Annotated in this window: 24 protein-coding genes and 1 tRNA gene; 3 read left to right on the top strand and 22 right to left on the bottom strand. The window is 67.6% G+C overall.

All coding sequences use genetic code 11. The annotated features are described in order from the left end of the window. Positions 1–490 precede the first annotated feature (490 nt). The 8 genes from QM841_RS16850 to QM841_RS16815 all read right to left on the bottom strand — a co-directional run bounded on the left by QM841_RS16850 (position 491) and on the right by QM841_RS16815 (position 6,813). Positions 491–688 (bottom strand): hypothetical protein, encoded by a 198-nt coding sequence (locus QM841_RS16850; protein WP_005248440.1) that lies wholly within the window; start codon positions 686–688, stop codon positions 491–493. 48 nt (positions 689–736) lie between these two features. After that, complete coding sequence (locus QM841_RS16845; RefSeq protein WP_005248443.1) at positions 737–859, bottom strand: hypothetical protein; 123 nt, start codon at positions 857–859, stop codon at positions 737–739. Positions 860–901: 42 nt separating this feature from the next. Next, positions 902–1,339: a DUF2752 domain-containing protein gene (locus QM841_RS16840; RefSeq protein WP_280782882.1), complete on the bottom strand. Its 438-nt coding sequence runs from the start codon at positions 1,337–1,339 to the stop codon at positions 902–904. Between the two features lie 114 nt (positions 1,340–1,453). After that, positions 1,454–1,526 (bottom strand) — tRNA-Thr (locus tag QM841_RS16835). A gap of 31 nt (positions 1,527–1,557) precedes the next feature. Further along, complete coding sequence (locus QM841_RS16830; RefSeq protein ID WP_280782883.1) at positions 1,558–2,772, bottom strand: DNA polymerase III subunit delta'; 1,215 nt, start codon at positions 2,770–2,772, stop codon at positions 1,558–1,560. Between the two features lie 52 nt (positions 2,773–2,824). Beyond that, a complete protein-coding gene (gene topA, locus QM841_RS16825) occupies positions 2,825–5,746 on the bottom strand; it encodes a type I DNA topoisomerase (protein WP_283332848.1) in 2,922 nt (973 codons plus the stop codon). 137 nt (positions 5,747–5,883) lie between these two features. Then, positions 5,884–6,468, bottom strand: a complete 585-nt coding sequence (locus tag QM841_RS16820; protein WP_283332847.1) for a hypothetical protein — start codon at positions 6,466–6,468, stop codon at positions 5,884–5,886. Between the two features lie 141 nt (positions 6,469–6,609). After that, positions 6,610–6,813 (bottom strand): cold-shock protein, encoded by a 204-nt coding sequence (locus QM841_RS16815; protein ID WP_005248460.1) that lies wholly within the window; start codon positions 6,811–6,813, stop codon positions 6,610–6,612. Between the two features lie 397 nt (positions 6,814–7,210). On the opposite strand from QM841_RS16815, the gene QM841_RS16810 reads away from it, so the two are divergent. Beyond that, positions 7,211–9,574 (top strand): DEAD/DEAH box helicase, encoded by a 2,364-nt coding sequence (locus QM841_RS16810; RefSeq protein ID WP_283332846.1) that lies wholly within the window; start codon positions 7,211–7,213, stop codon positions 9,572–9,574. Between the two features lie 5 nt (positions 9,575–9,579). On the opposite strand, the gene QM841_RS16805 is transcribed toward QM841_RS16810, so the two are convergent. Together QM841_RS16805 and QM841_RS16800 are read right to left on the bottom strand one after the other, a co-directional pair. Beyond that, entirely contained in the window at positions 9,580–10,362 is a 783-nt protein-coding gene (locus QM841_RS16805; protein WP_283332845.1) for a CoA-transferase subunit beta, read from the bottom strand. Then, entirely contained in the window at positions 10,359–11,279 is a 921-nt protein-coding gene (locus QM841_RS16800; protein WP_283332844.1) for a CoA transferase subunit A, read from the bottom strand. Before QM841_RS16800 ends, QM841_RS16805 begins: the two co-directional genes overlap by 4 nt. A 110-nt stretch (positions 11,280–11,389) precedes the next feature. On the opposite strand from QM841_RS16800, the gene QM841_RS16795 reads away from it, so the two are divergent. Next, entirely contained in the window at positions 11,390–12,286 is an 897-nt protein-coding gene (locus tag QM841_RS16795) for a LysR family transcriptional regulator (RefSeq protein ID WP_280782888.1), read from the top strand. 9 nt (positions 12,287–12,295) lie between these two features. On the opposite strand, the gene QM841_RS16790 is transcribed toward QM841_RS16795, so the two are convergent. The 8 genes from QM841_RS16790 to ssd form a co-directional block, all read right to left on the bottom strand. After that, complete coding sequence (locus tag QM841_RS16790) at positions 12,296–13,705, bottom strand: MFS transporter (protein ID WP_283332843.1); 1,410 nt, start codon at positions 13,703–13,705, stop codon at positions 12,296–12,298. A 189-nt stretch (positions 13,706–13,894) separates the two neighbouring features. Then, positions 13,895–14,251: an Rv3654c family TadE-like protein gene (locus QM841_RS16785; RefSeq protein WP_283332842.1), complete on the bottom strand. Its 357-nt coding sequence runs from the start codon at positions 14,249–14,251 to the stop codon at positions 13,895–13,897. Beyond that, a complete protein-coding gene (locus QM841_RS16780) occupies positions 14,248–14,622 on the bottom strand; it encodes a TadE family type IV pilus minor pilin (protein ID WP_283332841.1) in 375 nt (124 codons plus the stop codon). The genes QM841_RS16785 and QM841_RS16780 overlap by 4 nt, the downstream gene beginning before the upstream one ends. Continuing rightward, positions 14,622–14,840, bottom strand: coding sequence for a DUF4244 domain-containing protein (locus QM841_RS16775; protein ID WP_280782891.1), 219 nt, complete (start codon positions 14,838–14,840; stop codon positions 14,622–14,624). The genes QM841_RS16780 and QM841_RS16775 overlap by 1 nt, the downstream gene beginning before the upstream one ends. 57 nt (positions 14,841–14,897) lie before the next feature. Beyond that, complete coding sequence (locus QM841_RS16770) at positions 14,898–15,488, bottom strand: type II secretion system F family protein (RefSeq protein WP_283332840.1); 591 nt, start codon at positions 15,486–15,488, stop codon at positions 14,898–14,900. Further along, positions 15,485–16,276 carry a type II secretion system F family protein gene (locus tag QM841_RS16765; protein ID WP_283332839.1) on the bottom strand — a complete coding sequence of 264 codons (792 nt, stop codon included), beginning with the start codon at positions 16,274–16,276 and terminating at the stop codon, positions 15,485–15,487. The genes QM841_RS16770 and QM841_RS16765 overlap by 4 nt, the downstream gene beginning before the upstream one ends. Continuing rightward, positions 16,273–17,475: a TadA family conjugal transfer-associated ATPase gene (locus QM841_RS16760; protein ID WP_283332838.1), complete on the bottom strand. Its 1,203-nt coding sequence runs from the start codon at positions 17,473–17,475 to the stop codon at positions 16,273–16,275. Before QM841_RS16760 ends, QM841_RS16765 begins: the two co-directional genes overlap by 4 nt. Further along, complete coding sequence (gene ssd, locus QM841_RS16755) at positions 17,472–18,557, bottom strand: septum site-determining protein Ssd (RefSeq protein WP_280782894.1); 1,086 nt, start codon at positions 18,555–18,557, stop codon at positions 17,472–17,474. The genes QM841_RS16760 and ssd overlap by 4 nt, the downstream gene beginning before the upstream one ends. Positions 18,558–18,938: 381 nt before the next feature. On the opposite strand from ssd, the gene QM841_RS16750 reads away from it, so the two are divergent. Beyond that, entirely contained in the window at positions 18,939–19,775 is an 837-nt protein-coding gene (locus tag QM841_RS16750; RefSeq protein WP_009477389.1) for an HAD-IB family hydrolase, read from the top strand. Between the two features lie 413 nt (positions 19,776–20,188). Here QM841_RS16750 and QM841_RS16745 read toward each other — a convergent pair whose 3' ends face one another. Genes QM841_RS16745 through QM841_RS16730 form a run of 4 tightly spaced genes read right to left on the bottom strand, consistent with a single transcriptional unit; the run spans position 20,189 to position 24,605 of the window. Next, positions 20,189–20,938: an oxidoreductase gene (locus QM841_RS16745; RefSeq protein ID WP_283332837.1), complete on the bottom strand. Its 750-nt coding sequence runs from the start codon at positions 20,936–20,938 to the stop codon at positions 20,189–20,191. Positions 20,939–20,969: 31 nt separating this feature from the next. Then, a complete protein-coding gene (locus tag QM841_RS16740) occupies positions 20,970–22,715 on the bottom strand; it encodes a dipeptide ABC transporter ATP-binding protein (protein ID WP_283332836.1) in 1,746 nt (581 codons plus the stop codon). Next, positions 22,712–23,686 (bottom strand): ABC transporter permease, encoded by a 975-nt coding sequence (locus QM841_RS16735; protein ID WP_280782897.1) that lies wholly within the window; start codon positions 23,684–23,686, stop codon positions 22,712–22,714. Before QM841_RS16735 ends, QM841_RS16740 begins: the two co-directional genes overlap by 4 nt. Beyond that, complete coding sequence (locus QM841_RS16730; RefSeq protein WP_280782898.1) at positions 23,679–24,605, bottom strand: ABC transporter permease; 927 nt, start codon at positions 24,603–24,605, stop codon at positions 23,679–23,681. Before QM841_RS16730 ends, QM841_RS16735 begins: the two co-directional genes overlap by 8 nt. Positions 24,606–24,623 lie beyond the last annotated feature (18 nt).

The raw sequence follows: 24,623 nt of genomic DNA, 5'->3' as shown, positions 1-24,623 counted from the left end.
GAGTCAAATCACTAGCAATCAAAAACTCAAACTAGCATTTTCAAACACTGACCCCCTCCGACGGAAGAAGGAGAAGAGCCAGCAAATACCCACACCACAACTCACAACCAAACCCGAAGGGCCAGTTGATCATCCGTGATGCGGAGTACCAAAAACATTTGGCACTGACATTCATCGACACACTGTTGAGTTCTCAAAGAACACGCACACACCATCACCACTGACACACTCGCCAGCCGCTCCGGGGCAACTTTTCCAGCTTATCCTACCAGCCTCACCGGCGCAAGCCGAGACGCTGATCAGAATCTAACCGGGATGGAAGCACCACCGTACACGACGATGAACCTCCGATGTACCAGGCGCCTTCGTCCAACCTCGTGTCCCCCGCCTTCCGGCCGGGGTCGGTGTCCGTGTCGCTCTGACCTGGAATAAGTTACGCGAAGGGAAACAAGAACACCAAATCGCCAGGTCAACGCCGCGAAACGCTGGTTCAGGGCACCCAGTACTTGGCGGCCAGCTCCTCGATCACCACATCACCGTCCGACGCCTGCTCCAAAGCCGCGAGGTCGGAATCGATGGAAACCAATCGTGGATCGTCCCCCTCCGCCTCCTGGACCGGGTGGCCCCCGTCCTCGGCCAGCTGGCGCAACAGCTTCTCGCGCACCCGGTCCTTCAGCGAATCGCTCATATCGAAATCATGACCGCGCGACGGTGGGTTGTCGAGAGTGCACCGAACTCACTCCTCGGTCTCGTCCGGCGCCTTCACGTTGTCGCTCTTGCCGAAGACTCGCAGCGCGGTCGGAATGAGGACGATCAGCGCGCCCAGGATCGCGATCAACGAAAAGACCTGCATTGCCATCTGTGAACCGACTCTCTGTTTCGTGCCCGCGGCGACCAGGTGTCAGGCCGGCGCGAGCCAGCTTCCCCAAGATGTGTTCCTGGTGACGGTAAACGCCGCAACAAAAATGAGCACACCGACCATCACTCGCGGACCGAACACGATGGTGCGATCGCGTTGTCCTCGCCATCGGCGACGTACCCATCCGATCCAGGCGAAGACCATCACCGCCATGAACGGGACGATCAGAACATTGCCGGCCACAGCGGCGCCGATGTCGAGGTTGGTGAGGTCGTGCACCGCCCTCAACCCCCCACAGGCCGGGCACCACCACCCGGTCAGGGCATAGACCGGACAGAAACCGTACGAACCCGGCTGATGCGGATCGCGGAAGTGGAGGATCGCGGCGGCGACAACGGCGCCGGCAACCACAGCGGCGGGTGCACCGAGTGCGCGCAGACCGGCCGCCGGCGTCGTCGGATTTTCGCTGTGGGTGTCCACGTGACCAGTCTTCACGATTCTTCCGGACATCCACATCCGTCACGGCGGACGTGTCCTGTCCCGGAGACGACTCTGGCCCTTCCCGACTGATCGGGAAGGGCCAGAGGACCGCTGAGCTGCCTGAGAGAATCGAACTCTCGACCTTTTCATTACGAGTGAAATGCTCTACCGACTGAGCTAAGGCAGCGGTGCCTTTCGGCGGTGGCGAGTCTAGCGCCTCAACCCCGAGTATGCGAAAACGGCTCCCTGAACGCATCGCCGAGAGTGGCCACCATGGCGTCGACAGCCCACTGCGGTTTGACGTTGACGGTGATCGCCTCGCGGCACTCGAGGACGGCTTCGATGCACTTCAGAAGGCCTTCCGGCGTTGTTCGCGCGGCGAGGTCGGCCGCCCGATCCGCCATGTCCGGGTGGTTCGCGGCCGCGTTCGATTTCCATGCGACGGCGAGCGCGTCGCGGTAGAGACCGGCCAGATCGATCAATGCACGGTCGAGTGCGTCACGGCCCGTGCGAGTGGCCCTGGACTTCTGGCGCTTCTCGAGATCCTTCAGCACGCCGGCCGAGCCTCGCAGAGCTCCGGCAGCACCCTTGCCGGTGCCGCCCGCCCCCAGCGCGGTGCGCAACTCCTCGGTCTCCTGCTCGTCCCTGGACGCGCTCATCTCCTTCGCCTCCGCATCGGCCGAACGCACCAGTTCCTCCGCCGCGGCGAACGCGGTGGCGGGTCGCAGTGCCGCGACAGCGAGATCCAGAGCGTCCTTACGACGCACTTTGGCATTGAGATCTGTCGCAAGACGTCGGGCGCGCCCGACGTGACCGCCGCTGATCGAGGCTGCCAGTCGCGCATCGGCGGGATCCAGGCCGTCCCGCTCGCGCAGGACCTTGGCGATGGAATCAGCCGACGGGGTCACGAGATGGACGTGCCGGCAGCGCGACCGCAGCGTCACGGAGATGTCCTGCGGGTCGACGGAGGGCGCACACAACAGGAACACGGTGCGATCCGGCGGCTCCTCCACCACTTTCAGGAGGGCGTTGGCCGCCCCCTCGGTGAGCCGGTCCGCGTCCTCGACGACCACGATCTGCCAGCGCCCGGTGCTCGGCCGTCGGGCGGCGGTCTGCACGATGGCGCGCATCTCCTTGACGCTGATGCTCAGGCCCTCGGGGACGACCTGCCGGACGTCGCCGTGGGTACCGGCCATCGCTGTGGTGCAGGCGTGGCAGACGCCGCAGCCCGGAACGCCGTCGCTGGTGCATTGGAGTGCTGCGGCGAAACACTGCGCGGCCACCGACCTACCCGATCCGGGCGGGCCGGTGAACAGCCACGAATGCGTCATCGAGGAGCCCATCGCACCGACTCCGCGACGGGCGGCGGTCGCCGCGGCCGTCAGCTCGGCCTCGACGTCCTCTTGGCCCACCAACCGGTCGAATACCGTCACCGCGCCAGCCTAACCGGCACATGCGACAGCACGACCGGCCCGAGGTACCGGCTCACGCCTTCTTGTCCGCTGCCTTCTTCGAGGCCGCCTTCTTGGCCGGCGCCTTCTTGGCGGCGGTCTTCTTTGCCGCCTTCTTGGCGGGCGCCTTCTTCGCGGTCGCCTTCTTCTTGACGGGACCGCGGGCACGCCGATCCGCCAGCAGTTCCGAAGCGCGGGCGTCGGTGATGGACTCCACCTCGTCGCCCTTGCGGAGGCTGGCGTTGGTTTCACCGTCGGTCACGTACGGCCCGAACCGGCCGTCCTTGATCACCATCGGCTTCTCGCTGACCGCGTCGACGCCCAGCTCACGCAGCGGCGGGGTGGCCGCGGCCTGACGACCGCGGCGCTTGGGCTCCGCGTAGATCTTCAGAGCCTCGTCGAGGGTCACCGTGAACATCTGGTCCTCGGTGGCGAGGGACCGCGAATCCGTCCCCTTCTTCAGGTACGGGCCGTAGCGACCGTTCTGCGCGGTGATCTCGTCCTTGGACTCCGGATCGACACCCACGACGCGCGGCAGCGACAGCAGCTTGAGGGCGTCGTCGAGGGTCACCGTAGCCAGGTCCATCGACTTGAGCAGCGAACCCGTCCGTGGCTTCGGACCGGTGGCCTTCTTCGCCGCCGCCTTCTTCGCGGGCGCCTTCTTGGCAGCTGTCTTCGTCTTGGTCGTCCCGTCGCCGGCTTCCTCCGTCACCGGCACCACTGCCGGTTCTGGCTCCGGTTCCGGCTCGGGAAGGATCTCGGTGACGTAGGGGCCGAAGCGGCCCTCCTTCGCGACGATCTCGTGGCCGGTGAGCGGGTCGACGCCCAGCTTGCGACCCTCCTGCGGCGTCGAGAACAGCTTCTCCGCGTACTCCGGTGTCAGCTCGTCCGGCGGAAGGTCGTCGGGCAGGTTGGCCCGCTGGGAGATGAGGTCGCCCTCGGGATCGTCCGGGTTCTGGACCATCCGCTCGAGGTACGGACCGAACCGTCCGACGCGGACGTGCACTTCCCGTCCCTCGGCGTCGTCGAAGAGCCTGATCGAGTTGACCTCGCGGGCGTCGATCTCCTCGAGGTTGACGCCGACCATCTTCTTCAGGCCGCCCTCACGGGCAACCGAACCCTCGGCGCCGTGATCGCCGCCGAAGTAGAAACTGCTCAGCCAGTTGCCGCGCTGTTCCCGGCCACCGGCGATCGCGTCGAGGTCGTCTTCCATCCCGGCGGTGAAGTCGAAGTCGACCAACCGCCCGAAGTGCATCTCGAGGAGACCGATGACGGCGAACGCCACCCAGGACGGGACCAGCGCGCTGCCGCGTTTGTAGACGTATCCGCGATCGAGAATGGTCTTGATGATCGACGAATAGGTGGACGGGCGGCCGATGCCCAGCTCTTCGAGGGTCTTGATCAGGCTCGCCTCGGTGTAGCGGGCGGGCGGGTTGGTGGTGTGGCCGTCGGGGTCGAGCTTGGTGGCGGTGACCGCCTGGCCCTCTACGAGCACCGGCAGGCGCGACTCGGCGTCGTCGGACTGGCCGCCGGCCTCCTCGTCGACGCTCTCCACGTAGGCCTTCAGGAATCCGGCGAACGTGATGGTGCGGCCCGATGAGGAGAAGGTGCATTCCTCGCCGGTGCCCGCGGTTCCGGTGATCCGCAAGGTCAGCGTCGTGCCCCGCGCGTCCGCCATCTGCGACGCCACGGTCCGCTGCCAGATCAGCTCGTACAGGCGGAACTCGTCGGTGTCGAGGCGGGAGTGCAGCTGACCAGGGGTCTGGAACACGTCACCGGCCGGGCGGATGGCCTCGTGCGCCTCCTGCGCGTTCTTGACCTTGCGCGTGTACTGGCGCGGTGTGTCGTGCACGTACTCGGCGCCGTACAACTCGGTGGCCTGCGCGCGGGCGGCAGCGATCGCCGACGACGACAAGGTCGTCGAGTCGGTACGCATGTAAGTGATGTAGCCGTTCTCGTACAGCCGCTGCGCGATGCGCATGGTCCGCTCGGACGTGAAGCGGAGCTTGCGGCCCGCCTCCTGCTGCAACGTCGACGTCATGAACGGCGCGTACGGCTTGCGGGTGTACGGCTTGCTCTCGGCGGAGGAGACGGTGAGGTCGACACCGGCGAGGGACTCGGCCAGACGCTGCGCCCGCGCCTCGTCCAGAACCGTGACGGTGCTCGTCTTCAGCTGGCCGTCGGCGCCGAAGTCGCGGCCGGTGGCCACCCGGGAGCCGTCGACGCTCACCAGACGCGCCCCGAAACTGCGGGGGCTGGCCTCGGCGCCGGCGTCGAGGGTGGCGGAGATGTCCCAGTAGGACGCCGAACGGAAGGCCATCCGCTCGCGTTCGCGCTGCACGATGACGCGGGTGGCGACGGACTGCACGCGGCCCGCCGACAGCCTCGGCATGACCTTCTTCCACAGCACGGGGCTGACCTCGTAGCCGTACAGACGGTCGAGGATGCGGCGGGTCTCCTGAGCGTCGACCAAGTCGGTGTCGAGTTCGCGGGTGTCCTCGGCCGCGGCGCGGATGGCCGGCTCGGTGATCTCGTGGAAGACCATCCGACGAACCGGGATCTTCGGCTTGAGCGTCTCGAGGAGGTGCCAGGCGATCGCTTCGCCCTCGCGGTCGGGGTCGGTGGCCAGGAAGAGTTCGTCGGCGTCCTTGAGGAGACTCTTCAGCTCCGTGACCTTGGACTTCTTCTCCGGACTGACCACGTAGAGCGGTTCGAAATCATGGTCGACGTTGACGCCGAGCCGCGCCCACGACTCGCCCTTGTACTTGGTCGGGACGTCTGCGGCTCCGCGCGGAAGGTCACGAATGTGGCCGACCGACGCCTCGACGACATAGTTCTTTCCGAGGTACGGGGCGATCTTGCGGGCCTTGGTCGGCGACTCGACGATCACGAGGCGGCGAGGCTGGCCGGACGCTCCCGCCGCACCCTGTGCACTGCCGTTGTCCCCTTTAGCCACCTGTAGCCCGAGCCTTCCTGAAGTCGATCGCTGCCACTCGACAGTTGTGCAGACAAACCCTTTTATACCCGGTTCGCCTATTACTAGAGTGACATACCCGGAACCCATCCTCGCAGATCAGTACCGTCTACGCGGCTCTACACGTGGGGCCAACCGGTACGGTCGTCCAAATTTCCGGGCGCCTCGCCGATGCTCTCGACGAGTCTGCCGAGCCTACGCCGACCCGAGATTCGGAGCCCCGGACCGGAGCCACGGGTGCCGATCAGCGTCGGCGCGATGCCCGCTCTCATCAATGCCTGAGCCAACGGCGCGTGGGTATCCGGGGCGTGCGGATCGAGTCCGAGGACGAACCGCTCCCCTTCCGCTTCGGTCCTGCCCGACGCGAGAGCCCACACCCTCAGCTGACGCCCCGACGGCACCCAGCCGGAGGGCACCGCCTTGACCGCTCCCCTCGTCCACTGGTCCGCGAGAGGCAGCAAATCGACGACCGATGCGGTGCGGACCAGCGGGCTGCCCTCGTCGCTGCGCGTGATCTCGACCTCGAGTCCGGCCTGGTCGATCAACTCCGCAATCGCCTCCGCCCTCCACTGCGCGTCGACCACGATCGAGATCCGCGCACGCCCGGCCGATGTGACCACCTGACCCGTCGCGGCGAGAAGACCGCACAGATCGGTGACTGCCGGCGGCATCGCCTCCGCGGAGAAGAAGGAGAGCTGGCTCACTGAAGTACCCCCTTATGCCACGGCACCGTTGCCGTGAAAACGACTCGTCCCCCACCGCCTCAGGCGATGGGGGACGAATCAGACGCGGTCACGAGGACCCCGCCTATCTGATTTACGTGTTCACGAATGTGAACGGCAGAATCAGACTGCGCGAACGCCGGTAGCCTGGGGGCCCTTGGTGCCCTGGCCGACCTCGAACTCCACGCGCTGGTTCTCCTCGAGGGTGCGGAAGCCGCTGCCCTGGATCTCGGAGTAGTGAACGAAGACGTCAGCGGAGCCGTCTTCGGGTGCGATGAAGCCGAAGCCCTTTTCCGCGTTGAACCACTTCACAGTGCCCTGTGCCATGCTTTTCCTTCTCTTTCTAACCACCGGATTCGGCGGACAGCACATACAGTCCGCCGGGCCGGTTCCGACCGCTGTACTTCTAGATTTCCCCCTCAGGAAAAGCAGAGCACCGCGTTCGCAACATCGATCCTGCGAACGTTCACTCTTTCAAGCCTACGAACACAGAAGCTGCGACCAGTTGTAGTCAACCATGAACTCCGCGAACGCAACAGTCGAAATCCGAACAATTCACACAAAAAGTTGATCTTGTAGCGAACAGGCACGAAACAGTGGATTGACGCGGGGGTCACGACACCCCGGGCGACAGCCCCGGAGAGGCACTCGTTATCATCAAATGCGCAGGTCGTGGCGGTGTGGAAGCTACTCGCCCGTCCCCTACGACAGCCCGGAGACATCAGTGAGCACACCGTTTTCACCACGTGACGACAGTGGAAATACGGGCGAAACATACGGCCGGGCGCTGCTGAACCGAGTCCTCGAGGGCGTTCCCCGAGACGAAAACCCGCTCACTTTCGCCGCCGAAATGCCTGCCCGGACTTCTCAGCTGTCGGAATGGCCCGCGTGGGCGCACCCGAGCGTCGTCCGGGCCATGCAGGAGAACGGGATCCCCCGTCCCTGGACCCACCAGGCCGCCGCCGCCGACCTGGCACATCACGGGACGAACGTCGTGGTGTCGACCGGCACCGCCTCGGGCAAGTCCCTTGCCTACCAGCTTCCGGTACTCACCACTCTGGCAACGGATCCGCGGGCGACCGCCCTTTACCTCTCGCCGACCAAGGCGCTGGGAGCAGACCAGCTGCGGGCCGTGACCTCGCTCATCGACTCGGAGGTCCTGGACGCCGGGGACGACCTCCGGGGCGTGTGCCCGTGCGTGTTCGACGGCGACACCCCACTCGAAGTGCGGCACTGGGCACGGGAGAACTCGCGGTGGCTCTTCACGAACCCCGACATGCTGCACATCTCCCTCCTCCGGACCCATCAGCGATGGGCGCACTTCTTCCGGAACCTGGCCTACGTGGTGATCGACGAATGCCACTCCTACCGTGGTGTCTTCGGCTCGAATGTCGCGCTCGTGCTGCGGCGGCTCCGGCGCATCGCGGCACGGTACGGCGCCGAACCCGTCTTCGTCCTCGCGTCCGCGACGACGGCGGACCCCGGGGCGGCGGCGTCACGGCTGATCGGAGCGCCCTGCGCCGAGGTAGTGGAAGACGGTTCACCACACGGTCCCCGGACGGTCGCGCTGTGGGAACCCCCGCTCATGCGGGAGGTCACCGGGGAGAACGGAAGCCCCGTTCGACGGCCCGCCGGTTCGGAGGCCGCGCGCATCATGGCCGACCTGATGGTCGAGGGGGCCCGCACGCTCACCTTCGTGCGCTCCCGCAGGGGCGCGGAGCTGACCGCGATGGCGACCAAACGCCTACTCGGGGAGATCGATCCCGAACTCTCGTCGCGAGTCGCGTCGTATCGAGCCGGGTACCTCGCCGAGGATCGGCGTGAGCTCGAGACCGCACTCGCGGACGGCACACTGCTGGGGGCGGCGACGACGAATGCGCTGGAACTCGGCGTCGACATCGCCGGCCTCGACGCCGTCGTGGTCGCCGGGTTCCCCGGCACGGTGGCGTCGTTCTGGCAACAGGGAGGCCGGTCCGGGCGACGCGGCGAAGGATCGCTCGTAGTCCTGGTCGCGCGTGACGACCCTCTCGACACCTACCTCGTCCACCACCCGTCCGCGCTGCTCGACAAACCCGTCGAGGCGACCGTCACGGACCCGAGCAATCCGTACGTCCTCGGCCCGCAGTTGCTCTGCGCGGCAATGGAACTACCACTGTCCGACGCCGAGGCCGAGGCTTTCGGGGCGATCGACGTTCTCGGAAAGCTGGCCGAGCAGGGCCTGATCCGCCGGCGGGCGCACGGCTGGTTCGTCACCGCCGGCACAAATCCTCATGGCGCAGTGGATATCCGGGGTGGAATCGGAACCCAGGTGGCAATTGTCGTGTCGGAATCCGGACGCATGCTCGGAACTGTCGACACGGGCCGCGCTCCCGCCACGGCACATCCCGGCGCCGTCCACATCCATCAGGGTGAGTCGTACGTCGTCGACGAACTCGACCTCGACCAGGGACTCGCCCTGGTGCACGCGGAGGACCCCGACTGGACGACGTCGGCCCGCGAGACCACCGAGATCACCGTCACCTCGGTGCTCGAGCAGAAGCAGTTCGGCGACGTCGAGGTGGCGCTCGTCGAGGTGGAGGTGACCCATCAGGTGATCGGGTACCTGCGACGGCTGCCTTCGGGCGAGGTCCTCGACGCGGTCGAACTGGACATGCCGAAGCAGACCCTCCCCACCCGCGCGGTGATGTACACCGTCACCCCGGAACTTCTGGTGCGGGCCGGTGTTCCGGCCGAACGCGTGCCCGGTTCGCTCCACGCCGCCGAACATGCCGCTATCGGGCTCCTGCCTCTCGTCGCGGTGTGCGATCGAGGCGACATCGGCGGCGTCTCGACGGCGGTGCACGCCGACACCGGACTTCCGACTGTGTTCGTCTACGACGGTCATGCAGGCGGCGCCGGATTCGCCGACCGGGGTCACGCCGAACTCACTCGCTGGCTCGGCGCGACCCGGGAAGCGATCGAATCGTGCGAATGCACGTCAGGCTGCCCGTCGTGCGTGTACTCACCGAAGTGCGGAAACGGCAACGACCCCCTCGACAAGGACGGCGCGATCCGGGTCCTGACGGCGGTATTGGACTCGCTCGGCTGACCGGGTCAGCGCAGATACAGCCGAACCGTGTCGATCACATCGCGGAGCAGGTGAATCTCCTCGCGGGTCGGCGGGGCGGTGACGGTGAGATCGTCCGCGACCTTCAGCTCCCAGCCGGTCTGGGCTCGCACGTCGTCGACGGTGACCCCCTCGTGCACGCTGACCAGTTCGAGTTCGTCGAACGGGCCCTGCCGCGACAGCACCCCGAGGTTCGTGAACACCTTCGTCACCCCTCGGCCTCGGGGCATGATCCCATCACCTGCGGCCCGGGCCCGGACGGGACTCGGCGACGTGCAGAAGTCGAGTTCCGCGGGGAAGGCGCTGGGGTCGTGTCGGCGCATCACCACGAAGATCTCGCCGGCGTTGGGCATGATCTCCACGGCGCCACCGGCACCGGGCAACCGGACCGTCGGCTTGTCCCAGTCTCCGATGATGCTGGTGTTGAGGCTGCCGTACCGGTCGATCTGGGCCGCGCCGAGGAATCCGACGTCGACGTTGCCGCCCTGCAGCACGTAGCCGAACAACGCTGACATCGACACCACCGACTCCGCGCCCGACACGACGACCGAGTCGGCGATGCCCTCGGCCATCGCGGCGGGGTGGGCGCCGCACACTCCCGATTCGTAGATCAATTCGACGTCCGGGTTACTTGTCCTCTTGGCGAGATCGACGGCGAGAGTCGGCAAGCCGACGCCGGCGAAGACGCGCCCCTTCCCGGCGAGTTCGCGGGCGGCGACGGACACGATGATCTCCGTCGCCGAGACCGCTCCGAGTGGTGCTGTGCTCATTTCCGGCTCCCGTAGTCGACTGGTTCGGAGAATCGAGGCTCGACGGCGAGGTCGTTCCAGTAGTCGCCGCCGAGTTTGTCCAGGTACTCGTCGTGATTCGCGGTGCCATGGATCCACTCCTTCAGCCACGCCTGCAGGAGTGCGGAGTCCTTGCTGATCGCGGTCCAGCGTCGGTAGAACGCGCAGTCCCGGTCGTAGTAGCCCTGCACGTAGGACGGATGCGCCCCGCGCGGACAGGCGACGACGGCATCAACCGCGTGAGAAGGGATCAGCGTGCGGCTGGGGTCGGAGCGGACGACCTCGTCGTCGACGATCTCCTCGACGACCACGATCGCCTTCCCCGCGGCGTACACCGCTTCCTGCTGAACCCCGGAGATACCCCAGATCTGCACGTTGCCGTGACGGTCGGCGCGCTGCGCGTGAACGATGGTGACGTCCGGGTTCAGCGGAGGCACGACGTACACGGTGCCCTCCCCGTAGGGATCGTCGACGAGTCGAATTCGCGGGTTGAGCCGCGGAAGGTCGCTTCCGGCATAGGAGCGCAGCGGAAAGAACGGGAGGCGCGCGGCGCCCGCCTGATAGCGGCAGACCATTCCGTAATGGCTGTACTCCTCGACCTCGAGGGCAACCGGATCGTGGTGCTCGATACGGCGTCGCAACTCGTGCAGGGATCCGGCGGATCCGCTCGCGAAGAACGAGGCCACGAGCTTGGTGACACAACCGGCGGCCACGAGTTGATCCGACACGATGTCGGGCGTCATCCGGCACAGCGTGAGGTTCTGCCGCTGTTGCCGGATGATCTCGTGCGCGGCCGCGAACGAGATGAGATGCGAGAATCCCTCGAGGCACACGGTCATGCCGTCTTCGACGTACGTTCCTATGGCTTCCGCCATGCTGACCACTTTGCTCATCGCCATGCCCTTCTCCGGAACGACGGGACGTCGCCTCGGGGCCTTCCCCACCGGATTCCCGCCGTTTGACTCAATAGTGTTGACAAATCTGTTGCCGGAACTGCAATAGTTCTCCCGTGGAGATTTCTCAGATCACTGCCTTTCTCGCGGTCGCCGAGGAGTTGCACTTCGGCCGCGCCGCACAGCGCCTGCACTCGGCCCAGCCGCCGCTGAGCCGCACGATTCGGCAACTGGAAAAGCAGCTCGGGGCAACTCTTTTCGAAAGAAACACGCGGAACGTCCGGTTGACCTCCGCCGGTGAGGCACTGCTCGGCCCGGCACGCGAGATCCTGGACGCCTGCCGGCTCGCGGAAATCGCCGTCGCCGCCGCCGGGCGCGGACAGGTCGGCCGGGTCCGCATCGGCTTCGCCGGAGTCTCGTCCCACCTGCTCATCGGGCGGTGGGCGAAACTCGTCCGGCACACCCATCCGGGTATCGAATTCGTTCTGGACAGTTCCGCTTTCGCGAGCGAAGCACTGAACAAGCTCCTCGACGGAACCCTCGACATCGGTCTGGTCCGGTGGATCTTCACCCCGCCGGGCATCGCGTCTCGCGTCATCCTCAACGAGGAATTCGTGGTGGCCCTGCCCACCGACCACCCGCTCGCGGGCAGGGACGGCGTTCGCATCGAGGAACTGGCCACCGAGCCGTGGGTGACGCTGCCCGCCGATCCCGGATCGGCGCTGCGCGACTCCCTGCAGAGGGCGGCCCACGACGCCGGTTTCACGCCCCGGATCGTGCAGAGCGCCCCGGACTCGATGGCGTTGATGGCGTTGGTGTCCGCGGAGGTCGGCTGCGCGTTGACCGTCTCCTCCGTGGCCGAGAACGTGAACAACCCGGATGTCGTGTTCCTCCCGCTGGTCGGCGGTCCCAGCACCCTGCAACTGCGGATCGCGTGGCGAGCGGACGACGACAACGCCGCCTTGCGGGAAGTCCTCCGGCTGTCCGAGGAGGCATTGCCCACGCCGGAATGACCTGCGTGGTCAGGTGTGGGCTGTCGCACGGGCCTGCCCTGCACTGGGAGCGCTGTCCACCGCATCGTCCTCATCGATGTCGAGCTGCAGTTCGTCCGCGTCGGATTGCTCCGCGGTCGACAACCGGCGCGCGTCGAATCCGGTCCGGTTCAGCAACAACAGCGTGCAGACCAGGGAGACGGCGGCATAGCCGGCCGACACGAACGCAACACCGACGATGTTTCCGGACGAGTTGAGCATCCACTGCGCCAGCACCGGGGTGCCGCCGCCGACGATCAGAGAACACAGCTGGTACGCCGCGGAAAGGCCGGTGTAGCGAATGTTGGCGGGGAAGGCCCGCGCGAGCACTCCGGCGATGGCGCCGTAGAACATCGAGTGCGGAATGGTCGCGAGGCACATCGCGACGACGGCAATGGCGAAGTTCTCGGTCCGGATCGCGAAGAACATGGCCGGCATCAGGACGAACTCGGGAATCACCATGATGCACATGGCTTTCCGCATGTCGATCCGCGACACCAGGACGGCACCGACCGGCTGCACGATGAACTGGACCACCAGGGCGATGGCGATGGCGCCGAGGAACGTTCCCCGGTCGTAGCCGAGCTCGCTGGTGGCCCACGACAACGCGAAGGTGTTCTTGAAGTACGTCACCTGGGCCAGGGGCAGCGCGCCCGCACCGAGGAGGACGAGGACCCAATGCTTGCGCAGCACCTCACCGATCGGCAGCGCGACAGTCTTCTTGCGCTTCAGCACGGTCTTCATCGCGTCCGACTCTTCGAGCTTGAGGCGGATGATCATGCCGACGATCACCAGGGCCGCGGAGATCAGGAACGGAATGCGCCAGCCGTAGAGTACGAAAGCCGGGGTGGGCATGGCGGACAGCAGGAAGAACGCCATCGTCGCCAGCAGGTTTCCGGCGGGCGACCCCTGCTGGGCGAACGCCGAGTACAGAATCCCCTTCCCCTTGGGTGCGTTCTCACTGGCGATCAGGACCGCCCCGCCCCATTCACCGCCCACTGCCACACCCTGGACGACCCGGAGGAACACCAGCGCGGCGGGCGCCCAGATCCCGATCTGCGCATAGGAAGGCAGGAGTCCGATTCCGACGGTGGCGGTGCCCATCATCATGAGCGTGATGACCAGAGTGTTCTTTCGACCGATCTTGTCGCCGAGATGGCCGAAGACGATGCCGCCGATCGGACGGGCGAGGAACCCGGCCCACAACGTGACGAACGCGAGCAGGGTGCCCATGCCCGCCGGGAGGGTGTCGGAGAAGAACACCTGACCGAAGACCAGCGCCGACGCGGTGCCGTAGATGTAGAAGTCGTACCACTCGATCGTGGTGCCGATGAACGAGGCGATGCCCGCCCTCCGCGCCTTCGTCTCGGCCTCGGTCCGCTTCGGTGGTGCCGTGGTCATGTAATGCCCTCTCTCGCCAAAGGGAGTGGTGTGGATGAAAACCAGCTCGCATCAGTGAGACTCGCATCACAGGATCGATGCCGTCCAATACTTCCTGAGCGGGTGATTATTACGAATTTGGTCACAATCACCGAAACCTCCGACACGCTGGAGTGATGCGCCCCACCGGACCGCCTCCTCGTTTCGATGTCACTCCGCCGGGCCTGCCCTCGCGACCGCCCGGGCATCCCGGACACCCAGCGAGGACAGGAGCACCGGTGCGGTGACCGCGACCTCGACGTCCCAGTCGTCGACCTCACAGGACACGACTTCGGTGCGCATTCGCCCCGCGACCTCCCAGGCCGCGGCACACGCCGCGTCGGTGCCGCGGTCCAGCCCGACGGCCGCGGCGAGGGCGGCCAGATCTGCGGCGGACTGCGCCCGGTGCCGCACCGACACCGCCGAGCCGACGTGCACCAGCATCGCCGTGAGCACCACCAGCGCCGCGAGCGCACAGCACGCCGTCACGGTCACGGAACCGCGATCGTCGCTGATCCCCGAACTCACCGCCCTCCCCCGCTCCACCCCGGCACCGTGGGTTCGAGAACCGCCACCGCCTCCGCGGAGATGTTCACGAGCGGAAGGAGTGGACTGCGTGCCCGCACGGTCGCGACGACGAACTCCCCCTCGGTTCGGACCGACACGTCGGCGCCGTCGGGTGCCACCTTCGCCGCCGTGGAGATCGCCGACTCGCGATCTCCACGGGCAGCGAGCCGTGCTGCCTCGCGGGCCGAGTCGACGCACCGGACGTGCAGTGTCGCCGCGGTGATCGCGCCGACACACAGCACGACCACCGCCACGATCGACGCGATTGCGATGGCAGCCTCGACCGTCACGCCGCCGGCCTCCGACCGGCGCAGGTTCTCGGCAGCACTCATCACACCGCGGTGTTCAGCGCTTTGTCGATGATGTTCGTCAACGCCGTGACGATGCTGTCGCCGGTGACGACCGAATACAGCACGGCGCCGAAGGCCGCGGCCGCGATGGTGCCGATGGCGTACTCCGCCGTCGACATGCCGTCCTCGTCCGTCGCGAGCAGCGTCAAGCGAGCGGTCAATGCTCGAACTTCCGCCAAGCCCCGGATTCCGTGTCCCATGGTGTTCCCCCTTCAGAGTGTCCGGCGCAGCGGTTCTGCGCCGGAAGTGTCGATGTGTCACAACAGCCCGCCGTCCAGCACCCGCGAGGCAAGCCCGACGACGACCGGGATGATGCCGAGACAAATGAATGCCGGCAGGAAGCACAGCCCGAGGGGGCCACTGATGAGCACGCCTGCGCGTTCGGCCGACGCCGTCGCCAGATGCTCGACCTGGATCCGGCCGTCGGCGGCGAGTTCCGTCATGGAACCGGCGAGCGACGATCCCGATGCGGCCGACCGGCGCGCCATGCGGGCAAGGGATTCGGTGGCCGGGTCCGACGCGGCCGCCTCCCACGCGGTCGCCGCATCCGCCCCCAGCGACAGCAGGTCCGCGGCGCGGCGCAGCGATTCCGCCAGCGGCGCCGGCGCCGTCCGCGACACGGCCTGCGCCGCGGTCGCGACGGGCAGTCCGGCGCGCAGACACGCTGCCAGGAGGTCGAAGGTCGCGGCGGTCGCGAGCGGGTCCTCGCGGCGCGTGGTGTCGTCGACCGCGGACGCCGCATCACTCGGGCCGCGACCGCCGTTGCCGCGCAGTCGCTGTACCGGCGCTCTGGGTGCGGGCAGCACCAGTACGGTGCCGGCGAGGAGAAGTACCGCGCACCAGATCATCCCGTCACACGTCCGGTGATCCGGTCGGTCCACAACAGGCCCGCGCACACCAGCCCCGCACCGAGCAGCAACAGGATTCCGCCCACACCACCGCCGAACAGCACCGTCAGAGGGGCCGCCTCCATCATCTGGCCGAGACCGACACCCAGCAGCGGCAGCCCGGCGAGTACGGTCGCCGTCGCCCTCGCGCCGGCCAGCGAGGCCTCCGTTCGCTGACGGAAGCGGCTGCGTCCCAACAGGTCCGTCCGTGCAGCCTCGAGCAGTTCCGCCAGTGCGAGACCGTGCGCGTCGGCCACCGCCCAGATATCGGCGATCCGCCCCAACTCGGTACCGACACGGGAGTCCGCGATCCGGAACCCGTCCGCGGCCGATCCTCCGAGCCGCGAGCGCGCCGACGCGGCCCGGAATGCCGACGCCACACTGCCTGCCGACTCGTCGGCCGCCGTCTGGCATGCGGCAGCCGGATGGGCACCCACCCGAAGTTCCGCCGTCACCACCTCGAGACTCGACAGTACGACACGTAGATCGGCATCCTTCGCTTTCGCCGCCCTGCGTCGCGCCGACCTGAAACGCACAGTTGCACAGACGATCGTCGCGGCGAGGACCGCGCAGAGCCCGCCCACTTCGTACACGATCGGAATGCCGGCGAGCGCCGCCGGAACCACCCAGGGCAGACGCAACCGGCGACGGGGACCTTCCCTGCCCGTCACCGCGAGCAACCGGGGCCGCGATCTCGCGGACGGCACCGCCAGCACCGCGCAGGCGAGGACCACCAGACCGGCGATCACGACGGCACTACCGTCCCCGAGTCCACCGGTCCACGCCGAGAACACAAGTAGCGGAGCCGGTCCACCGCCGGACCCTCACCCGTGTCGTGGCTCCAGGCGGGCACGATCGTGACGCGCCCGTGTTCGTCGCGAGTGACGACACCGATCTGCGTCAGCCGCCGCGCCCCGCTCGACGACCGGTGGACGTGCAGGACCACCTGCACGGCGGCGGCCAGTTGACTGTGCAGCGCCGCGCGGTCCATTCCGCCCAGTGCTGCAAGCGCTTCGAGCCGCGCCGGAACCTCCTCGGGCGAGTTGGCGTGCACCGTTCCGGCACCGCCGTCGTGACCCGTGTTGAGCGCCGTCAGCAGGTCGACGACCTCGGCGCCGCGAACCTCGCCGACGACGATCCGGTCGGGTCGCATACGCAGTGATTGCCGGACGAGGTCCCGGACGGTGACCTCACCCACGCCCTCGACGTTGGGTGCCCTGGCCACGAGCCGGACCACGTGCGGGTGCGTCGGCGCCAACTCCGCGGCATCCTCCACGCACACGATCCGTTCCGCCGGGTCCACCGCCCCCAGCAATGCGGCCAGTAGCGTGGTCTTGCCTGCGCCGGTGCCGCCGGTGACCAGGAAGGCGAGCCGTGCCTGCACGATCATCATCAGCAGGTCGTGGGCTTCCGCGGCCACGGCACCGCCCGCGACGAGCGCGCCGAGCCCCTGGGTGGCCGGGCGCAGCACCCGCAGCGACAGGCAAGTACCGCCCTGGGCCACGGGAGCGAGGACGGCATGCAGCCGCACACCGAACGAACCGTTCCCGACGTCCCGCAGCCTTCCGTCGACCCACGGCTGAGCGTCGTCGAGGCGGCGTCCGGCGGACAGCGCGAGCCGTTGCGCGAGCCGGCGCACCGCCGCCTCGTCGGTGAACCGGACGGCTGCGCGTTCGAGCCCGCGGCCTCGATCGACCCACACACGGTCGGGCGCGGTGACGAGCACGTCCGCGACTCCCGGTTCCGTCAGCAACGACTCGAGTGGGCCGGCGCCGGTGAGTTCGGTCATGAGCACCCGCAGCGCCCCGAGCAGATCGGTGTCGCCGAGCACGCCACCGGACTCGGTGCGGATGGCAGCGGCGACGGTCGCCGGCGTCGGCTCGCCGGACGTGTGCGCGAGACGTTCGCGCACCCGGTCGAGGAGATCGGGTGTGACGAGGGAGCTCATGCCGCCCACTCCCGCGACCGCGGTCTGCTGCCGACCGTGTCGAGGACCGCCTCGGCCGCGGCGCCCAGCGGGGAGCGCCTGCCCGGCCTCAGTCCGCCGTGTTCGAGCATTCCGGTGAGCGCGCGCTCGGCGCGCATCGACGCGATCAGCGGCAGGTCGAGAACCTCCGCGACGTCGGCGCCGCGGAGCCCACCGGGTGCCGGGCCGCGGACCACGAGTCCCTGGTTGGGGTTCCTCTCGGTGATCCACTGCGACACCTTTCCCGCGGCGATGCAGGCCCGGACGGTCGCGGGCACGACGAGAACCACCAGATCGGCGAGTTCGAGGACGGTTTCCGTGACCGGGCCGGGGAACCGCGACACGTCGCACACGACCAGATCGCCGGCATGGCGGCCGGCATCGGTGACCGCACGGACCGCGGCGGCTGTCGGTCCGGCGCCGTGCCCCGTCCTGCTGCAGGCGAGCACCCGCAGCCGCTCGCCGCGGGCGGGGAGGGCGTCCCGGAGCGCGCCCGAGGAGATCCGGCCGCCCTCGATCGACAGACCCGACCATCGCAGTCCGGGCACGTCCTCGATGCCCAGCAGTACGTCGAGGCCGGACCCCCACGAGTCGGTGTCGAGCAGAAGGGCCGGCTGCGGCCGCGACGCAGCGGTGAGGGCTGTGGCCGCCGCCAGCGTGGAGGCGCCCGCACCGCCACATCCGCCGACGACGGCGACGACGGTGCCGTCCGCGTCGGGACGCTGGGGTTGCTCGCCGAGCACGGCGACCAGCGCGGACTCGTCCTCGGGTACCGCGAGCACGTGTTCCGCCCCGACCGCGGTGGCGATCCGCCACTCGTCGATGCCCGGCGGCCCGTCGCACAGCAGCACTACCCGGCGCCGGCGTGGGAGCCGGTTGCGGCACGCGGCGGCTGCGCGCGCGTCGAGCACGACGATCGGGGCGCTTCCCCAGACGTGCCGGGCGTCGGCGACGTCGACCTCGTTCAGCGCCCGGTCGGCCGCTGCCGCCACGCGCCTGATGCTGTGCAGCAATGCCGGGTCGTCGACCAGAACCAGCACTTCACCCCCGCCTTCTGCGTCCATGCAGCGAGCGTGCCCGCTGCCGGAGACTGCCGGAAGGGGCTCGGCTCGAACTGTGGACAACTTCGGCCCTGTGGATAAAAACTGGTACCAGCGCACCAATTTCGAGGGTTCGAGCCGAGGAGTGCGGCAGACCCGACGCAGACAGAGGACGACCCTCGCCAGGGGGGGAGGAGGCGAGGGTCGTCAGTGTTCAGCCCCGGGGGGTCGGGCTGAACATCGTCCGGATCAAATCCGGACATCAGCAATACTACACCTCCCCCGATCAGTATTTGCAAGTTCAACTGTTGAACGTTCCGTCGTGTCGATAGTGCCGAAAGACCCTTCCTCCGCCCCTTCGTACGAGCCCCCACCCCACTCGAAGTCCGCATATCCTTGGAAATTGTGACCGCGAAGCCACAGAGAAGTGCCAAGACAGGTCGACACACCGAGACAGGTCGGGTTGCCGCATTCTTCGACCTCGACAAGACGATCATCGCGAAATCCAGCACCCTCGCGTTCAGCAGACCGTTCTTCGACCAGGGCCTGATCAACCGCCGATCGGTTCTCAAGAGCAGTTACGCGCAGTTTCTGTTCCTGCTGTCGGGCGCGGACCACGATCAGATGGAGCGGATGCGCGCCTACCTCACGAGCATGTGCGCGGGCTGGAACGTGGACCAGGTCCGGTCCGTGGTCGCGGAAACCCTCCACGACATCGTGGACCCCCTGGTGTTCGCGGAGGCCGCCGACCTCATCGCGGACCACAAGTTGCGGGGCCACGACGTCATCGTGGTGTCGGCGTCGGGCGAGGAGGTGGTGGCGCCGATCGCCGAAGCTCTCGGGGCCACGCGCAGCACCGCCACCCGCATGGCGGTCGCGGACGGGCTCTACACCGGCGAGGTGGAGTTCTACTGCTACGGCGAAGGCAAAGTGGACGCGATGCGGCAACTGGCCGACGAATACCACTACGACCTGTCGGCATGCTACGCCTACTCCGACTCCGTGACCGATCTCCCGATGCTGACCGCAGTCGGCCACCCGACGGCGGTCAACCCGGACCGGGCTTTACGGAAGGCTGCGGCCGGAAACGGTTGGCCCATATTGACTTTCTCGAATCCGGTCTCCCTCCGGGCACGCCTCCAGGCGCCGTCCGCGACCACCGTCGTGACCACGGCGGCGGTGAGCGTCGGGGCCCTGGTCGCGGGCGCGTTCACGTATGGAGTGTTGCGCCGCAAGCGCTGACCGCCGCAACCCGCGACACGGTCACAAACCGAATTTGATACTTGCTGTGAGGGGGGTCACGGGGTACAAAGGAGTTACGGAAGAACGGAAGGCCAAGGTCGACCCAGAAGAGAAGGATCGATCTCCCGACCAGGATTCCCAGCACGGGCACTAGGTACCCACGCGAAGCATAAGCCACTATAAGGGCAGAAGCGTTGTGGGCCTGCGAGACTCGAGTCTTCACCGGCAAGGACCCTGCACAGGTTGCAAGGACGACCCGACGATATTCGGACTCTCGCCGAGGCCACCCACACAACCCACCTTGCACGCTTGGTAACCGGTTGTCCGTGCTAACGGGCGGCGAAGTCGACACCAGTCGGCAGCGCCGCCCGTTTCACATGTTCGGGAACTTGTTGCAGCGCAGGGTATTTCGACTAACTCGTCGCGGCCTCCGCGATCGACGTGGCCTCCCGGGCTCCGGCCTCCAGAGCGCCGCAGCAGAGGACGACCCAGCTGCCGACACCCTCCGGCTCGCCCGACGCGAACGCGGCAGCCCCGTTGCGGTAAGCCTGCTGCCGGCGCAACCAGCTGACCTCCGGGACCCCGAGGTTGTGCGGATCGAGCCCGCTCGCCACGGAAACCAGACGTGACGCGGCGCGCGCGACGATACCGTCGCCGACCCCGAACGGCTTCAGCGTCAACAATTCCCCGTGCACCACGGCCGCCAGAACCGGCGCGGGCGCAGCCGTTCCCCCCGTCACGAGCTGGGCGAGACCGTCGAGCCGCTCCGCGACGCCGGACCCGGCACGCGGCCTGCCGAGCAATTCCTGATCCTCCACGAGATCGGCCGCGGCCAGCAGATGCAGCCGCGCGAGGGCCTGCAGGGGTGCCCGCTGCCAGGTGGACTGCAGAAGCGTGAGGGCGTCACCGTCGAGGGCCTGCCCGACCCGCAGCGCCCCCGACAGAATCGGGTCGCCGGCCTCGCCGGGCGCGGGTAGCTCGGTGCTGCCGCCGTCCAGCGACGCCGAGGCGCGGGCCGCCCGGACCGCCGCCTCGGCCGCCGTGGTCGGCCAGCCGCGCCGGTTGGTCTTGTGGCGGTGAACCGCACCGAGCGCGTCGCGCGCACGGTCCGCGGCTTCGCGGACGCCGGGAAGGTCGACGAGGGGCTGCAACGGGTCGCTCACGTACCGGAACGCTACCCGGCGCCGTCCCGGGTCAGGCGCCGAGCCGGATCGATCCGCCGGGAATCGCGTCCAGCAGCTTCTGCGTGTACTCCTCCTTCGGTGATGCGAAGACCTCGTCCGTGGTCGCTTTCTCCACGATCGCGCCGGTGGACATGACGAGCACGTCGTCGGCGATCTGCCGCACCACCGCCAGGTCGTGGGTGATGAACAGGTACGTCAGCCCCAGCTCCGCCTGCAGGTCGTTCAGCAGGGTCAGGATCTGGTCCTGGACCAGTACGTCGAGCGCCGACACCGCCTCATCGCACACCACCATCTCCGGCTGCAGCGCCAGCGCCCGGGCGATCGCCACCCGCTGCCGCTGGCCACCGGACAGCTCGTTCGGGAACCTCCGCATCACCGAAGCCGGCAGGGCCACCTTGTCCAGCAGGTCGCGTACCCGCGCTTCCCGCTCCGCCTTCGTCCCCACCTTGTGGGTGCGGAGGGGCTCCTCGACGGTGCGGAAGATCGAGTACATCGGGTCGAGCGTGCCGTACGGATTCTGGAAGATCGGCTGCACCCGGCGGCGGAACGCAAGCGTCTCCCGGCGGTCCAGCGTCGCGACGTTCTTGCCGTCGAACACGACATTCCCCGACGTCGGCGCGAGAAGTCCGAGGACCATCTGCGCGACCGTCGACTTGCCCGACCCCGACTCGCCGACGATGGCCGTGGTCGTTCCACGTCGGACCGCGAACGAGACGTCGTCGACCGCGGTGAAGTCGGTGGACTTCCGTAGCCCGTGCCGGATCTTGAACACCTTGGTCAGCCCGGTGGCGACGACCACGTCGTCGGTGGCCTTGCCGAACTCGACGCCGATCTCGCCGTGCTGTTCGGCCTCGCCGACCACCTCGAGGGCGTGCTCCCGGATGTCCGCCCGGGCCAGCGAAGAACTCCGGCGTTGCGACGCCAGCGACGGCGCCGCGGCCACCAGCTTCCGGGTGTACGGGTGGCGCGGCCGCTGCAGGATCTCCAGCGCCGGCCCTGCCTCGACCACCCGCCCCTTGCTCATGACGATCAGGTGCTCGGCCCGCTCGGCGGCCAGGCCGAGGTCGTGGGTGATGAGGAGCACCGCGGTGCCCAGCTCGTTGGTGAGACCGTCCAGATGGTCGAGGATCTGGCGTTGGACCGTGACGTCGAGTGCCGACGTGGGCTCGTCCGCGATCAGCAGTTGCGGGCGGGCCGACAGTCCGATGGCGATGAGGGCGCGCTGGCGCATCCCGCCGGAGAACTCGTGCGGATACTGGCCCAGGCGGTCCTCCGCGTCGGCGAGTCCGGCCTCCTCGAGCAGCTCGGCGGCACGCGCCTTCGCGGCCTTGCCCTTCGCGATCCCGTTGGCTTCCAACGCCTCCTCGATCTGGAAGCCGACCTTCCACACCGGGTTGAGGTTGGACATCGGGTCCTGCGGGACGAGGCCGATCTTCTGACCGCGCAGCGCGACGAACTCGCGCTCGGACGCCTCCGCGAGGTCCTGCCCCTCGAACAGGATCCGGCCGCCGGTCACCTTTCCCGTCCCGGGCAGCAGGTTGATGATCGCGTGCGCGGTCGTGGACTTGCCCGAACCGGACTCGCCGACGATCGCCACCGTCTGCCCCGGATACACCGTGAGGCTGACACCGCGCACTGCGGGCACGAGCCCGGAATGCGACTGGAACGACACTTCCAGGTCCCGGATCTCGAGCAGCGGCACCTCGTCGGCCGAATTCTGTGGTCCGGCTGGTTCGTTCGTGGACACCCCGCTCACCTCTTCCTGGCCTTGGGATCGAGCGCGTCCCGCAGAGCGTCGCCCATCATGATGAACCCGAGCACCGTGATCGCCAGCGCGGTCGCCGGATAGAACAGGATCGGCGACCCCTGACGCAGCGTGACCTGGGCGGTGCTGATGTCTCCGCCCCACGAGATCTCGGTGGACGGCAGACCGATACCGAGGAACGACAGCGTCGCCTCGGCCACGATGTAGATGCCGAGCGAGATGGTCGCGATCACGATGATCGGGGCGAGGGAGTTGGGCAGCACGTGCCGGACGAGGGTGCGCATGTTCGACACCCCGAGCGCCCGCGACGCCATCACGTAGTCGTTGTTCTTCGCCGAGATCACCGAGCCGCGAGCGATTCTCGCCATCTGAGGCCAGCCGAACAGGGCGAGGACGACGATGAGCGTCCAGATGGTGCGGTTGGCGAACAGCTGCATCAGGACGATCGCGGCGAGGATGAGCGGGATGCCGAAGAAGATATCGGCGACCCGGGACAGCAGCGAGTCGGCCCAGCCGCCGTAGTACCCGGCGACCGCACCGAACACCACGCCCACGACGAGCACGATCGACGTGACCCCGACACCCACCAGCACCGACGCCCGCGCCCCGTAGATCGTGCGGGAATAGATGTCGCAGCCCTGCTTGTCGAATCCGAACCAGTGCCCCGACGACGGCCCCTGCATGCTGAACGCGAGATCGCAGAACCTGGGATCGGTGCCGGTGAACAGACCGGGGAAAGCCGCAACGGCGATCACCACCACGATGATCACCGTGGCGACCAGGAACAGCGGACGTTTGCGGAGGTCCCGCCACGCATCCGACCACATGCTCGTCGGCGGCTGGTCGATGTGGACGGCGTCGGTCTCTCCCGGCGCCGCCACTTCTTCGGGTGCCACGAAATGCGCCTGACGGGTCTTCCGGTCGCCCGTCCGGGGCGACTCGTTCTCCACTTTCTCAGACATAGCGAATCCTCGGGTCGAGCGCGGCGTACAGGAGGTCGACGAGCAGGTTGGCGAGCAGATAGATGACGATCAGCACCGTCACGAAGGACACCACCGTCGGCGCCTCACCGCGGGTGACCGCCTGATAGATCGTGCCGCCGACACCGTTGATGTTGAAGATGCCCTCCGTGACGATCGCACCGCCCATCAGGGTGGCGAGGTCGGCGCCGAGGAACGTGACCACCGGGATCAGCGAGTTCCGCAGCACGTGCACCTGCACCACACGGCGCCGCGAAAGGCCCTTGGCCGTCGCGGTTCTCACGTAGTCGGCGGTGAGGTTCTCGGCGACCGACGTACGGGTGAGCCGGAGTACGTACGCGAACGACACCGACCCGAGGACGAACGCGGGCAGCAGCAGATTCTTGAAACTGGTGTTGCCCCCGACCGTCGGCGGCACCAGCCCCCATTTCACGCCGACGAAGAACTGGGCCAGGAAACCGATGACGAAGATCGGGATCGCGATGATCACCAGGCTCACGAGGAGGACGGAACTGTCGAAGATGCCGCCCTTGCGGAGTCCGGCCCACAGGCCGAAGCCGACCCCGAAGATCCCCTCGATGGCGAGTGCCATCAGGGACAACTTGATGGTGATCGGGAATGCCTGCGCCAGAACCTCACTGACGGGGCGGCCGGAGAAGGACGTACCGAAGTCGAGGGTGAAAATGCCCTTCAGATACAGGAGGTACTGCGTCAGGAACGGCTCGTCGAGGTGGTATCGCTCACGGAGTTGGGCCGCCACCGCGGGGCTGAGTGCCTTGTCGCCGGCCAGCGCGGCGATCGGGTCTCCGGGCAGCAGGAACACCATCGCGTAGATCAGGAACGTGGCCCCGAGGAACACGGGGATCATCTGGAGCAAACGGCGACCGACGTACCAGAGCATCGGATCACCTCCTATTCG

Origin of the sequence: Rhodococcus sp. IEGM 1307, from assembly GCF_030056915.1 — a bacterium.
GTDB classification, from domain to species: domain Bacteria; phylum Actinomycetota; class Actinomycetes; order Mycobacteriales; family Mycobacteriaceae; genus Rhodococcus_F; species Rhodococcus_F opacus_D.
Note: the sequence above shows the minus strand (reverse complement) of the source record. Positions and strands in the feature narration are given on the sequence as shown.